Below are 13,463 nucleotides of genomic sequence, written 5' to 3' on the forward strand. Positions count from 1 at the left end.
AAATAAATAAGGTTGTCGGTCAATTTACTAAGAAATTGCTTTGGGCTTGTAACTAACCAGGTAAACCCCTGCAAATATCATTGCGGTAAAAATAAGTTTCTGAAAAGTAAGTGTGTCTTTCCCTAAACTCACAGCAATTACCGAAGCTAATACAGGTTGCAAATAAATATACGCTCCTACCACAGACGAATTTACAAATTTCAAAGCCCAGCCATTTAGTAAATAAGTAAGAAACGTTGTACACACTACAATAAAAACGATGGCACCCCAAATCATAACCGGAATATGAACCCAATCAACACGCACAAGGTCTTTAAATCCAAAAGGGAACACTAATATGGCCCCTATGATGAACGTCCATTTTACGATTGTGATAGCCTGGTATTTTTGAATCAGTGGCTTGGCAATAATGAGATAATAGGCATAGATAATGGCATTCAAGATCACGCAAATATCACCCAAAACCGTTCCTCCGATTAATGAAAAGCCGGGCCACAAAATCATTAAAACAGCACCCGAAAGTCCAAGAATTAAACCAACTATTTTTAAAACTGTAGCTTTTTCCTTTAGCACCCAAAACGCTAACAAGGCCACAAACAATGGAGTGCAAACCATTTCAACAGCCGCTTTAATGGGTGTTGTAAGCGATAGTCCCTGAAAGAACAACAGCATATTGGCCCCTGTACCAGTTAGAGCCGATAGAAATAGCAGTCGGTAATCTTTTTTTTCGATGGGAGTAGCTGAGCCTGCGGAAATTTTACCCATCAACACAAACAGCAAGGCAGCTCCCCAAACCCTCAGTACGATTAAACCGTAAGGAGCAATGTACACGGGCATTACTTCTTTAGCAATGGTAAACGTTGCCCCATAAATCAGGGAAACCAGAAAAAGCGCTGAATGAACTTGTATGTTTTTGCTCATAAGGATACTGCCGGTTTGGGGCCCGAATATCCGAATTTATGAGAGAAAACTGAAGCGTTGATTTTTTGGGTTTCAATAAAAAGATTAAGCCCAACTAATCATTATCTTCCGGTTATGAGACGAATTATATAATAGCTTTTTATGAACACTTTCAGGTTGGTAGTTTTCTTATAAATGAGACGAATCTCTGATCATTAAAGAAATAGGCGTAATAATAGGCTCTGTAACATACTCTACCGTTTCTCCTTTTTTAGTCATTAGCTGTAAAATTACCTCAACTATTTTTTCACCTACCAAATCGGGATGTTGTTCAACTGTAGTTATTGCAGGAGATACGATACCTGACCTCGGGTCATTTGAATACCCCACAATTTTAAAATCATTTGGAACACTAATACCAAATTCTCTGGCAACCTGCAAAGCGGCGATAGCCGATGTATCATTAGCAGTAAACAACCCATCAGGTATTGATTCCATCTTGAAGAGTTTATGCACAGATTCAACAGCGTTTTCTAACGTTAACTCATGAAAAAAGACCCACTCCTGCTTATAAGGAATTTTATATTTACGCAGCGCATCAATGTAGCCCGCATAACGATCTTTATAGAGATTGCAGGTTAACGGGCCTGAAATATGCGCAATTGATTTACAACCGGAATTTATAAGATGCTCAGTTGCTTCAAAACCTCCCCGGTAATCATCTCCTTTTATAATTTGGGCAGGATAATAATCAACCGGAACACGGTCGTAAAACACCAGTGGGATTTGTTTACGAGTTAGAACATCAAAGTGAGAGAAATCAGTAGATTGCAAGGTCGAGGCTACAATTACGCCATCTACCCTTGAGGCATACAGCGTATTTACCAATTCTTTTTCTAGTTCAGGAGAATCATTCGATTGGCAGATAATAAGGTTATATCCCTCTTTATGCAGCAAGTTTTGCACGACCGTTAATACCGCCGCATGAAAGTACATCGAAATCCGGGGAACAATGATCCCCACGGTTTGGCTTCGATTGCTTCTGAGATTAGAAGCCATCGGATTAAGCGTAAAATCAAGCTCAAGAGCCAGTTTCCTCACCTTCTCCTTCGTTTTATTGCTAATGCGAGGGTTGTCATTTAACGCCCTCGAAACAGTAGAGGGGGAAATTCCCAGTGAAGTGGCTATATCAATTATGGTTCTGTTTCTACTCATTGTATCTATTATTTATTATATATCTTTAAAAGAACCCCTGCCGAACTAACAAATTGCCTGTACGGCAGGGAAGCTTACTTTAAAGTCAAGTATGATCGAAAGTAATGTTTTCTAATAATTTTTATTAGTTATATCCTAGTTATATCCCGGATTCTGAACTAGCTTAGGATTTTTATCCCTTTCGCCTTGTGGAATTGGCAACAAGTAATATTGATTCAAAAAAACACGATTAGGCTGGGCGGCTACCCTGTCCAAAAAGTTGTCATCCTTCGGACGATAAACAGCCCACTGCGCAGTTTCTGCAATACGCCAACGCTTAATATCAAAATAATAATGCCCTTCTAGAGCCATTTCAATCATTCTTTCATGGCGAATAATGGCTCTCATTTCTGCTTGAGTTTTACCTTGAAGTATCGGAGGCATTGCAACACTTGGTCGCTGACGAACGGCATTAACGGCATCATATACTGTTTGATCAGCCCCCACAACTTCATTTTGGGCTTCTGCATACATCAATAAAACATCTCCATAACGCATAAGAATAAGGTTGGTTGGAGTGTCATATGCAAGTCCAACATTCTCATCTGTAACAGCTTTTCTTACCAAATAGCCCGTGCGGATATTATTGGTTTTGAAATCGTACCTAATATCTTTAAAAAGAATATTCCTGTAACTTGCACCCGGCCGGATGATTGTAAAATCCATGCGCGGATCTCGGTTATCATACGGCTTTGCAGCATTAAATAAAGGTGATTGCGCTGCTGGAAGGCCATCTTTCATTTCATAATTATCTACCAGATAAACGGTAGGTTGAATATTCGTCCAACCATTGCTCGAACTTTCCCTATTACCCAAGTATTTCTCAAATCTATTACCCTCACCGGTTCCTACTACATTATTGAACTGGATATCAAATATTACTTCCGAGTTATTCTCATACTTATAATCAAAAAGGTTAAAATAGTGGTCGTATAACTTGTAGTTTTTTGAATCGATAACCTCTTTGAAAGTTGCGGCAGCAGCAGCGAAATTACCCTCATATAACTGAACCTTTCCTTTAAGAGTACGAGCAGCATACTTGGTAGCGCGACCAAGATCGCTTTTTGTATAGGAAACCGGCAAATCGGCATAAGCTTCATCGAGGTCTTTGTATATCTGTGCTCGAACATCTGCAACAGGAGTTCGTTCTACCGTTGGAGTAGTTGCTTCTTCCAGTCCCAATGTTTTAGTGATCAACGGAACATCACCAAAGAAATTTATCAGATAAAAATAATTGAATGCCCTAAGGAATTTGGCTTCAGCCAGTAAGCGCTTTTTCGAGACTTCATCCATATTAATACCCGGAATTTTTTCAAGACACAAGTTGGCGCGATATACCCCTCGATACAATCCTCTCCAACGCATAGCCGCAAAGCCAGAGGTAGCATTCGTTCCCGGGATACAAAACTCTGCCATCCCCCCCGGATTGTCACAAGGAGCCGCTATTGGAGAGATGATATCTGTCATGTTATAAAGTCCAAATGAATCTTCTCCTTGTAAAGCATCATAAACCGCATTTACCCCGGCTGTAGCATCCGCCCCATTTTTCCAGAAATTGCTTTCCTGCACCTGCGAATAGGACGTGGTATCTAAGAAATCCTTATTACAGGCGCTCAGTCCGAGTACTGAAGAAATGAATATATATGTCGATATTTTATTGAATAATCTCATAATCAAAAAATTCGTTTGCGTTAAAAACTGGTATTAATTCCCATGCTAAACACTTTAACATTCGGATGTTCGATATTGGTATTAGTAGAAGTACGTTCAGGGTCAAATCCATCAAAATTGGTAATGGTAAACAGATTTTGTGCATTTATATATACTTTTAAATCGCTCAGTTTTATTTTTTGAACGAATTTAGAAGGTATATTATAAGTCAACTGTACATTCTTTAATCGCAGGAAGGATGCATCTTGGACCCAAAAACTTGAATTCATGTTATTATCAGTGAATTTACTGGTCGTAAGTCGAGGTAATTCAGCGTTGGCATTATCCGGAGTCCAACGATCCATCCATTTTGCATTTATACGACGGGCAGTAGATCCTTCGGCCTGCCAGGTGTAGAAGTTAGAATTCAGGTAAGCATCCTGCTTATATACTCCGTTAAAGATTGTAGAAAGTTCAAAACCGTATGCTTTTACACTTAAATTTAACCCAAAGGTATATTTAGGAAGAACGTTTCCAATTACCTTTCTGTCATCACTTGTAATTTTATTATCCCCATTCACATCCGTATAGCGAATATCTCCGGGAGAAGTACTTACTTTAGAGTTACCACTGATCACCTTTTGCACAGGGGCAGCCATCACTTCATCAGCTGATCTGAAAATACCTGCCGCCTGATACCCAAAAATAGAGCTGATTGGGTATCCTTCCTGAATGATAAATAAACTACCTGCGCGGATATTCTCGCCACGGAACTTAGAAACCTCATTATCAACATGAGTAATATTACCACCAATCGAAAGCTCCACCTTGCCAATCTTATCCGAATATTGCGTTGACAATTCCCATCCTTTGTTGGTAACTTCAGCCAGGTTTACTACCGGCCCGCCTAAGCCACCTATGTAATCCGGAACATCTAAAGTATAAAGGATACCATTTGTTATTTTGTTAAAATAGTTTGCTTCAACATGTAGTTTAGATTTAAAGAAGTCCATATCCATTCCTACGTTTTTAATGGTTGTGGATTCCCAACTGATACCCTGATTTACAAGGGCCGTAGGAGCAATACCGCCAGCTACTGAACCTCCAAAATTGTAGTTAACCCCTGAAGCATTGTATAATGACTGATAAGCATAATCATTACCGTTTGTATAATTATTTGGGTTGGTATTATTATTCCCCAGCTTACCCCATGATCCTCTGAGTTTTATATTATCCACATAATTGCGTAAACCCGCAGCAAATTTTTCTTCTGTAATTCTCCAAGCGGCAGAAAAAGAAGGGAAATATCCCCAACGATTACCAGGTGCAAAGCGGGAAGAGCCATCGGCCCGAAGGTTAGCTTCTAACAGGTATCTTCCTTTATAATCGTAGTTTAATCTTCCAAAAAATGATTTCATCGCCCATTCTGTAGCAGCTCCCTCAGTTTTAATATTATCCAGAGCAGTAGCTAATACCGGTGTTTCAGGGCTAAAAATCTTACTCCCTGAACCTCCAAAATAATCTCTTTTATAAAACTCCTGACTATATCCCGCTAACGCACTCAAAGCATGTGCGTTTTTCAGAGTAACACTGTAATTAAGCGTTGGAAATAAGGTTAATGTGTAGTTTTTATCAAAACTGTTGAATAATGAATTTCCAGGGGTAGTAACAGGTTGTATATTTTTACCGGTTCTGAAATTCCATAAATCGGCTTGCATTTGAAAGGTTGAGCTATTGTTTTGTCCATACCGAATACCTGCATTACCTTTCAAGAAGAGGTCTTTTAACAATTCAACTTGAACATACCCGATACCTGTTAAATCGAGTTTCTGATTCTGACTTTTTTCCAGTTCCAAGCGAGCAAGCGCATTATTGGTTTGTGCGTTAGCCCCATCCTGAACCGCTCCGTAGCGACCATCCGGATGTTTAGGATAAATGTCCGGACTACTCATAAAAGTAAATAAGCTACTGATATCAGCAGGTCCTTTCTGTAAGCCTGTATTTATTGCAAAGTTGGTACCTGTTTTAATCCGATCGCTTATTTTTCCATCTATGTTCATGCGCAGCCCGTACCTTTTGTATGAAGTACTACTTATCATCCCCTGGTTTTGCAGGTAATTGAGGGAAACATTATAAGTAATATTCTCTGTACCCCCGTTTACTGAAAGATTATGTTCTTGCATAGAACCATTCTTGAAAAGAAAACTAAACCAATCAGTATTAGGCCATCGAATAGGATCAATTGCTGAGCTATCTCTCCAACTTTGGATGAATTCAGGTTTATACACAATAGCATCTCCCATATTAATTCGTGACTCATTAATCAACCCCATTACTGTAGGAAAATCAGTAATCATGTTTAATGAATTGGGCATTTTCTGAATCCCGCTGTAAACACTATAGCTCAGACGTGGTTTTCCGGTTTTCCCTTTCTTAGTAGTAACCAAAATAACCCCATTGGCCGCCCTTGAACCATATATGGAAGCTGCCGCTGCGTCTTTTAAAACACTTATGTTTTCCACATCGTTAGGATTGATATTATTAATCGGCGCTTCAATTCCGTCCACCAACACTAAAGGAGAGGCACTATTGAGGGTACCCGTTCCCATAATCCGTATGGATACACTTTCATTGCCCGGCTGACCAGAAGACTGGTTTACATACACGCCAGATGCAGTTCCTGAAAGTGCCGAAGCCAGGTTAGTCAATGGTCTGTTTTGAATTTGTTTTGCGGAAACAGTTGCTACGGATCCGGTAAGATTAACTTTCTTTTGGGCGCCATAACCCACTACTATTACCTCCTCAAGTGCTTTCGCACTTTCAGTAAGTATTACATTGATCATTACGGCTTGGCCAACAGTTACTTCCTTGTTATTAAAACCTAACATGCTAAACTCAAGTAGATCTCCTACTTGGGCCTCTAACTGATAAGCTCCTGAACCATCAGTAGCCGTAGCTTTTGTCTGGTTTTTAATACTTACCGTTACACCCGCCAGTGGCAGACCTGATGGGTCACTAACCGTGCCCTTGATTTTTTTGAGTTGTGCCCAACTATGATGAGGGGCGAAGAGCAGCAGGCATAAAAGCCCTAATAGTGTAAACTTTTTTACTTTCATAGAATTGGAAGGATAATTTCGATTGATTACATATTAACAGGTCTATTGGAACACAATAATATAGGGCAGAAATCAAAAATGCAAATGTTTGCACAAATAAATTAAATCAAAATCTTTATTTTTTAGATTTTTAACTAAATACAAACTTTTTTAAAATTTTTTATGCAAATGTTTGCACAAAAATTTAGATTAGCCCCATGAAGCGACAGGAGTGCTTCACGTTATCGAACGCTCCTGCTCGTAAATAATTGAATGACTATTTAGACTTGAGTTACAATAAGAAAATATGATTACAACTTTTGGTGAACCTTTGCTCAGACTGTCTCCTCATATCTCAAAAGGTGAGGCAGGAATATATGTTGGAGGTAGCGAGGCAAATGTTTGCATTGCCTTGGGAACTTGGGGAAATCAGGTGGGGTACATCAGCAAACTACCCAGTAATGAATTAGGACATTCAATACATGATTATTTAATTCATAACAATGTAAATACTGATCATGTTTATCAGGAAGGTGAAAGGGTTGGCATTTACTTCTTGATGCAAGGGGCCGATTTACAACATTCTTCGGTTATTTATGATCGAAACCATTCGGCCTTTAGTCAATGGAAGCCTGGAGAAACCGATTGGTTGACAATATTGAAAGGGAGTACGTGGTTTCATTGGAGTGCAATTACACCGGCATTAAATCCAGAATTGGCTCAGGTATGCCATGAAGCATTAAAAGCAGCAAAAGAATTAGGTTTATTTATTTCAGTAGATCTTAATTATCGATCAAAATTATGGCAATATGGCAAAAAGCCTATCGACGTAATGCCCCAACTCGTTCAGTTTTGCGACTTAATCATGGGAAATATTTGGGCCGCTAATACCATGCTAGGAACTCCGTTGATAAATGAAGAGTTTAATAACGCTAACAAGATGGAGTACAATAAGGCTGCTGTTGAAGCAGCAGATAAGGTGTTCAAATGTTTTCCAAATTGTACCCAAACGGCCTTTACGTTCCGCTTCTCTGATGCTGCTGAGCATACAAGTTTGTTTGCAACGTTGAATACAAAAACGAATCATTATTTATCCAACACCTATATAAGTCACAACGTTATCGATCGGGTTGGTAGTGGAGATGCTTTTATGGCTGGACTAATTTACGGCTTCTCAAATAAGTGGGAGGAACAACAAATCTTGGAATTCGCAGTGGCTTCAGCTTATTGCAAATGGCATATTTTGGGCGACCATACCACTGCAAGCGTAAAGCAGATTATGGATACTTCAGCTAAATTTCATGAAACATACTCAAGATAAAATTCTTCGTTTACTGGTTGAAGATGGCATGCTTCCTCTGTTTTATCATGATGATTTAGAGGTGTGCAAATCAGTAATTAAAGCCTGTTATGAGGGTGGAGCACGGTTGTTTGAGTTCACACATAGAGGTGTAAATGCTAAAGAACATTTTGCTGCTTTGCGTTTATGGACTCGAGAGGTAATGCCGGAACTATTATTAGGAGTTGGAACAGTGAAAAACGCGGATACGGCCAGATTTTACGCAAATGCAGACGCCGATTTTATCGTTTGTCCAATCGTTGATGAGGATACTTCATCCGTTTGTTCGGAACATGAGCTCCTTTGGATTCCGGGCTGTATGACGCCAACAGAAATTGCCAGAGCCGAAAAGTTGGGCGCAAAGGTTGTAAAACTTTTCCCTGGAGAGCTTTTGGGTAATCAGTTTATAATATCGATTCGTCCATTATTTCCTGACCTTTCTTTTATAGTTACTGGCGGAGTAACTACAGAAAAAGAGAATTTACGTGGATGGATAAATGCCGGAGCGAAAGCTGTTGGAATGGGTTCAAAATTAATGGCAACAGAATGGGTTGATAATAAGCAATTCATTAACATAACCAATTCTGTAAAAGAAGCACTGGAAATATTGAAACAATAACCGAATAGATGATAATGTTATAAAGTCAACCACCTAACCCAAATAGCTAATGAATCAATCAATTGTTAATCAATATCGTTGGCGAATTGCAGGTTTACTGTTTTTTGCAACAACTATAAATTATCTGGATAGGCAGGTAATTGGCCTATTGAAACCTGTATTGGAAAAGGAGTTCCAGTGGACAGAAACCAATTATGCAAATATTGTAATGGCATTTACTGCTATGTATGCTATTGGCTTGCTTGGATTTGGTAGGCTTGTTGATAAAATCGGCAGTAAGCTGGGTTACTTCATTTCAGTTGCTGCTTGGAGCATAGCCGCTATTGGGCATGCATTTGTAAAGACAACGTTTGGTTTCGGTTTTTTCAGAGCTGCATTGGGTTTGGCCGAGGCCGGTAATTTTCCAGCCGCCATTAAATCCGTTACCGAATGGTTCCCGAAAAAGGAACGGGCACTTGCAACTGGTATTTTCAATTCAGGAGCTAATATTGGCGTAATCGTGGCTCAAGCATTTGTTCCTCTGATAACTTTCCATTACGGTTGGCAGCAAGCCTTCGTCTGGACAGGAGCAACTGGTATTATTTGGTTGATTCTTTGGTGGAAATATTACGAAATTCCTACTCGACATAAAAAGATCTCTCAAACAGAATATGATTACATCCATTGCGATGCAGATCTTGTCTCTGAAACTAAACATGATTCATCCGCCTCGATATCTTGGTTTCAATTGCTTAAAGTAAGACAAACCTGGGCGTTTGTGACCGGTAAATTTTTAACAGATCCAATTTGGTGGTTTTTCCTTTTCTGGCTTCCATCTTTCTTTGTTAGCAAATTCAGCCTTAATTTAAAAAGTCTCGGATTACCAGGCATTGCGGTCTACACAGCTGCATGCATAGGGAGTATTGGAGGAGGTTGGTTATCGGGACACCTTATTAAAAAAGGGTGGCCTGTTTTTAAAGCCAGGAAAACAGCAATGTTAAGCTTTGCTTTTATGGTTGTGCCAATTTTCTTTATTCAATACGTAAACAATCTTTGGATTGCAGTTGGATTAATCAGCCTTGCTGCGGCAGCACACCAGGCTTGGTCGGCAAATATTTTTACCACAGCATCCGATATGTTCCCTAAACAGGCTATAAGCTCTGTAGTAGGTATTGGCGGGATGGCAGGTGCAGTAGGAGGCATCCTCTTTCCTTTATTTATCGGTTTTCTTTTAGATCATTATAAAGCAATCGGGAATGTAATGGCAGGATACAACATAATCTTCTCAATTTGCGGTAGCGCCTACTTGCTGGCTTGGATTATTATGCACTTTCTTGTAGCAAAGCTACAACCTGTAAGATTTAATGAGGACTTAACCCCTACAGAAATAGTTAAATAAATGAAAAAGCTAATCAACTCATTTTATTTGGGTATTTGTAGCTGTATTGCTGTTACCTGCACTACGCAACCTGTCATAGGGCAAGAAATACCGCAAAGGAATTACCTGGCAAATGCTCTGCGAGGGCAACCGGCAGTATATTATTTTCAGGATTTGGGAAAATGGCGTTCCCAAAAGAAACAGGAAGTTATTGCAGCTTTCCAATCATTATCAAACTCTGAAAAGCAGCAGATTATTTCTGCTGCGGATAAATTGATGGAATATAACTGGCCTTCTCTTAAAGCGATTCAGTTTTTGGAATATAAAACAATCGGTAATCGATCAAACTATGAGGCCTCTCTTTCTGAACGTAGAAATAAACTAAGCACGTTAATAGCTGCTGAATTGGTAGAAGGGAAAGGAAAATATTTACCACAAATAACGAATGGCTTATGGCTGTTACTGGAAGAAAGCACCTGGGTGCTTCCGGCGCATATGAGTCTGCAAAAGGCAGGTGTTGGCTTGGCCGATCCGCAAGAACCCATTGTAGATCTTACAGCTGGTGAAACATCTGCTTTAGTGAGTTGGGTCCATTTGCTCTTGCAGCCACAACTTAATCAAATTTCCCCTGAACTGTGCAAACGTATTCGCTTTGAGTTGGATCGACGGATCGTTCAACCTTATTTACAACATAATGATTTCTGGTGGATGGGGTTTGGTAAACGCATGGTAAACAACTGGAACATTTGGATCAACAGGAATCTCTTGCTTACAACTTTGCTTATGGTGGATGATAGTTCAGACCGTAGTAAAATGCTTGAAAAATTATTGCTAAGCGCCGATAAATTCATCAATGGTTATCCTAATGATGGCGGTTGCGATGAAGGACCTACTTATTGGGGACACGCTGGAGGGAAACTCATTGAGTTTATCACCTTACTTTCCGATGCTTCTTATGGAAAAATAAATTTTTCAGATAAGTCATTGATCCATAACATTGGATCTTACATTTATAAAATGCATATCGATAGTAACCGGATGGTGAATTTTGCTGATGCAAAAGCCTACAATATTCCTCATCCAGACAATGTATATGCTTATGGGAAATTATTTAACGACTCAACATTGATGCAGTTTGGAGCCTGGCTATATCGACTACAAAATGCGGATGGAGAAAGACACACACACGAATTTTTCAGTGAATTTGTGAATGAATTGGAATACAGGCAGGAACTCTTATCCACTACTCCAAAAGCTCCTTTTCCGCAAGAAAGCTGGCTGCCAAACCTTCAGGTACTTGCCCTGCGTAGTAAAAAGGGGGCTTCCAAAGGATTATTTTTTGCTGCTCAAGGAGGACACAATAATGAGAGCCATAACCACAACGACGTTGGAAACTTCGTTTTATACGTTGATGGAAAGCCCGCTATTGTAGATGCCGGGGTTGGAACCTATACCGCCAAAACCTTCAGCGACGAACGGTATACACTTTGGAACATGCAGTCACAATGGCATAACTGCCCAACTATAAATGGTGTAATGCAGAAAGAAGGAAAAATGTTCAAAGCCACGGAAGTTCATTTTCAATCAACCTCCTTCCAAAAAACATTGAGCATGGACATCGCTTCAGCATATCCTTCGGATGCGGAGGTGAATAAATATCAACGCAGTTTTATTTTCGAACCTTCTAAACACAAACTGGAGTTAAAAGAAGTTTATTCAATGAAAACGGTTAAAGCTCCGTTGCAACTGCATTTCATGACCTGTTTAGCAACTTCTTCATCAAAAAATGGAGAGCTGATATTAGTTGATAGTAATGGAAAAGCCAAATTAAAATTGAAATATAATCCAGGAGTGTTCAATCTGAAAGAAGATTCAAAAGAGCTCGACGATCCGCGCTTGAGCAAAGTTTGGGGTTCACAATTGAAACGAATTACACTCGAAGTTAAACATCAAAATAGATCAGGTAACCATAGTATAATTTTCACGCAGCTTTAATGACACTATTATAACTCATGAAACTATCCAAACAACTATTCAAAGGCTTAGTGTGTGCAGGCTTAATTTTAAGTGGCACAGCGAACGCACAAAATGCTCCAAAAGAGCAAATGAAGAAATTAATTGATGCGAACTTAACCTTTGCAGCTCAGCAATATAAAGTCTTGGCACAAAACGTTCCGGCAAGTGTGATGCCTAAAACGTATAATGCGAAAGATAATAAAGTGATTACTAGTGATACTCAATGGTGGTGCAGTGGTTTTTACCCTGGAACACTTCTTTATATTTATGAATACACAAAAGATCCTTCTATTCTGCAGGAAGCTAAACAACGTTTAGCAATTCTGGAAAAAGAAAAGCATTTTACGGGCAATCATGACCTGGGTTTTATGATGTTTTGCAGTTTCGGCAATGCTTATCGATTGTTTGGTGTTCCGGAATATAAAACTATTCTTGATACTTCAGCTGCTTCACTCTCTACACGTTTCCGTCCTTCTATTTCAGCCATTCAATCATGGGATAAAAGCAAAAACTTTAACTGTCCGGTTATCATTGACAATATGATGAACCTCGAATTATTGTGCTGGGTAAGTGATAACGGCGGAGATCCGAAGTATAAAAATATAGCCATAACACATGCCAATACCACGCTGAAGAATCACTTTAGACCTGATTACAGTTCTTACCATGTGTTGGATTATGATTTAAATACCGGCAAAGTGCTAAAGAAAGTGACCTGGCAAGGCGCTGCAGATTCATCTCCATGGAGCCGCGGACAAGGATGGGGATTATACGGATATACCTTGATGTATCGCTTCACCAAAGATCAAGCTTATCTTAATCAGGCAAGACGCATTGCACAATTTATCCTGAAGCATCCAAATCTTCCGGCCGATATGATTCCTTACTGGGATTTTAATGCACCTGGTATACCTAATACCTACAGAGATGCCTCAGCAGGTGCACTTATAGCTTCTGCCTTATTAGAATTAGGTCAATATGTAAGTAATAAAGAAAGAAAACAGTTTGTTGGCGCTGCTGAGAAAATGCTGCTATCCCTTTCTAGTGATACTTACAGAGCAAAACCTGGTACAAATGGTGGATTCATATTAATGCACAGCACTGGGGCTCTTCCATTTAAAAGTGAAGTGGATGTTCCTTTAACCTATGCAGACTATTATTTCATTGAAGCGCTGCTTCGTTATAAAAAATGGTATCTGGCAGATACATTAACTACTAAAAATTAAAATGAAA

9 protein-coding genes are annotated in these 13,463 nt (G+C 39.4%); 5 read left to right on the plus strand and 4 right to left on the minus strand.

What is annotated here, in order from left to right; translation table 11 throughout:
- Positions 1–27: 27 nt before the first annotated feature.
- The 4 genes from L2B55_RS18195 to L2B55_RS18210 all read right to left on the minus strand — a co-directional run bounded on the left by L2B55_RS18195 (position 28) and on the right by L2B55_RS18210 (position 6,920).
- Positions 28–921: a DMT family transporter gene (locus L2B55_RS18195; protein WP_237847774.1), complete on the minus strand. Its 894-nt coding sequence runs from the start codon at positions 919–921 to the stop codon at positions 28–30.
- Between the two features lie 168 nt (positions 922–1,089).
- On the minus strand, positions 1,090–2,115 hold the full coding sequence (locus L2B55_RS18200) for a LacI family DNA-binding transcriptional regulator (RefSeq protein WP_237847776.1): 1,026 nt from the start codon (positions 2,113–2,115) through the stop codon (positions 1,090–1,092).
- Between the two features lie 135 nt (positions 2,116–2,250).
- The gene (locus tag L2B55_RS18205) at positions 2,251–3,825 is read right to left on the minus strand and encodes a RagB/SusD family nutrient uptake outer membrane protein (protein ID WP_237847778.1); all 1,575 of its coding nucleotides are present in this window, start codon (positions 3,823–3,825) and stop codon (positions 2,251–2,253) included.
- A 20-nt stretch (positions 3,826–3,845) separates the two neighbouring features.
- Positions 3,846–6,920, minus strand: coding sequence for a SusC/RagA family TonB-linked outer membrane protein (locus L2B55_RS18210; RefSeq protein ID WP_237847780.1), 3,075 nt, complete (start codon positions 6,918–6,920; stop codon positions 3,846–3,848).
- Between the two features lie 286 nt (positions 6,921–7,206).
- Between L2B55_RS18210 and L2B55_RS18215 the strand changes: the two genes are divergently transcribed.
- Genes L2B55_RS18215 through L2B55_RS18235 form a run of 5 tightly spaced genes read left to right on the plus strand, consistent with a single transcriptional unit; the run spans position 7,207 to position 13,456 of the window.
- On the plus strand, positions 7,207–8,220 hold the full coding sequence (locus L2B55_RS18215; protein ID WP_237847782.1) for a sugar kinase: 1,014 nt from the start codon (positions 7,207–7,209) through the stop codon (positions 8,218–8,220).
- Positions 8,201–8,857, plus strand: coding sequence for a beta/alpha barrel domain-containing protein (locus L2B55_RS18220; RefSeq protein WP_237847784.1), 657 nt, complete (start codon positions 8,201–8,203; stop codon positions 8,855–8,857). Before L2B55_RS18215 ends, L2B55_RS18220 begins: the two co-directional genes overlap by 20 nt.
- A 49-nt stretch (positions 8,858–8,906) precedes the next feature.
- Positions 8,907–10,235 carry an MFS transporter gene (locus tag L2B55_RS18225; protein WP_237847786.1) on the plus strand — a complete coding sequence of 443 codons (1,329 nt, stop codon included), beginning with the start codon at positions 8,907–8,909 and terminating at the stop codon, positions 10,233–10,235.
- Positions 10,236–12,209 carry a heparinase II/III domain-containing protein gene (locus L2B55_RS18230; RefSeq protein WP_237847788.1) on the plus strand — a complete coding sequence of 658 codons (1,974 nt, stop codon included), beginning with the start codon at positions 10,236–10,238 and terminating at the stop codon, positions 12,207–12,209. It begins immediately after the preceding gene.
- Positions 12,210–12,226: 17 nt separating this feature from the next.
- Positions 12,227–13,456: a glycoside hydrolase family 88 protein gene (locus L2B55_RS18235; RefSeq protein ID WP_237847790.1), complete on the plus strand. Its 1,230-nt coding sequence runs from the start codon at positions 12,227–12,229 to the stop codon at positions 13,454–13,456.
- Positions 13,457–13,463: the final 7 nt, after the last annotated feature.

It is taken from the genome of Solitalea lacus (genome assembly GCF_022014595.1).
In the GTDB taxonomy this organism is placed as follows: domain Bacteria; phylum Bacteroidota; class Bacteroidia; order Sphingobacteriales; family Sphingobacteriaceae; genus Solitalea; species Solitalea lacus.

What these genes read in the sequence shown, in the direction of transcription:
- L2B55_RS18235 (WP_237847790.1), top strand. Translation starts at nt 12,227, where the DNA reads ATGAAACTATCCAAACAACTATTCAAAGGCTTAGTGTGTGCAGGCTTA.
- L2B55_RS18195 (WP_237847774.1), bottom strand. Translation starts at nt 921, where the DNA reads ATGAGCAAAAACATACAAGTTCATTCAGCGCTTTTTCTGGTTTCCCTG.
- L2B55_RS18205 (WP_237847778.1), bottom strand. Translation starts at nt 3,825, where the DNA reads ATGAGATTATTCAATAAAATATCGACATATATATTCATTTCTTCAGTA.
- L2B55_RS18220 (WP_237847784.1), top strand. Translation starts at nt 8,201, where the DNA reads ATGAAACATACTCAAGATAAAATTCTTCGTTTACTGGTTGAAGATGGC.
- L2B55_RS18215 (WP_237847782.1), top strand. Translation starts at nt 7,207, where the DNA reads ATGATTACAACTTTTGGTGAACCTTTGCTCAGACTGTCTCCTCATATC.
- L2B55_RS18210 (WP_237847780.1), bottom strand. Translation starts at nt 6,920, where the DNA reads ATGAAAGTAAAAAAGTTTACACTATTAGGGCTTTTATGCCTGCTGCTC.
- L2B55_RS18200 (WP_237847776.1), bottom strand. Translation starts at nt 2,115, where the DNA reads ATGAGTAGAAACAGAACCATAATTGATATAGCCACTTCACTGGGAATT.
- L2B55_RS18225 (WP_237847786.1), top strand. Translation starts at nt 8,907, where the DNA reads ATGAATCAATCAATTGTTAATCAATATCGTTGGCGAATTGCAGGTTTA.
- L2B55_RS18230 (WP_237847788.1), top strand. Translation starts at nt 10,236, where the DNA reads ATGAAAAAGCTAATCAACTCATTTTATTTGGGTATTTGTAGCTGTATT.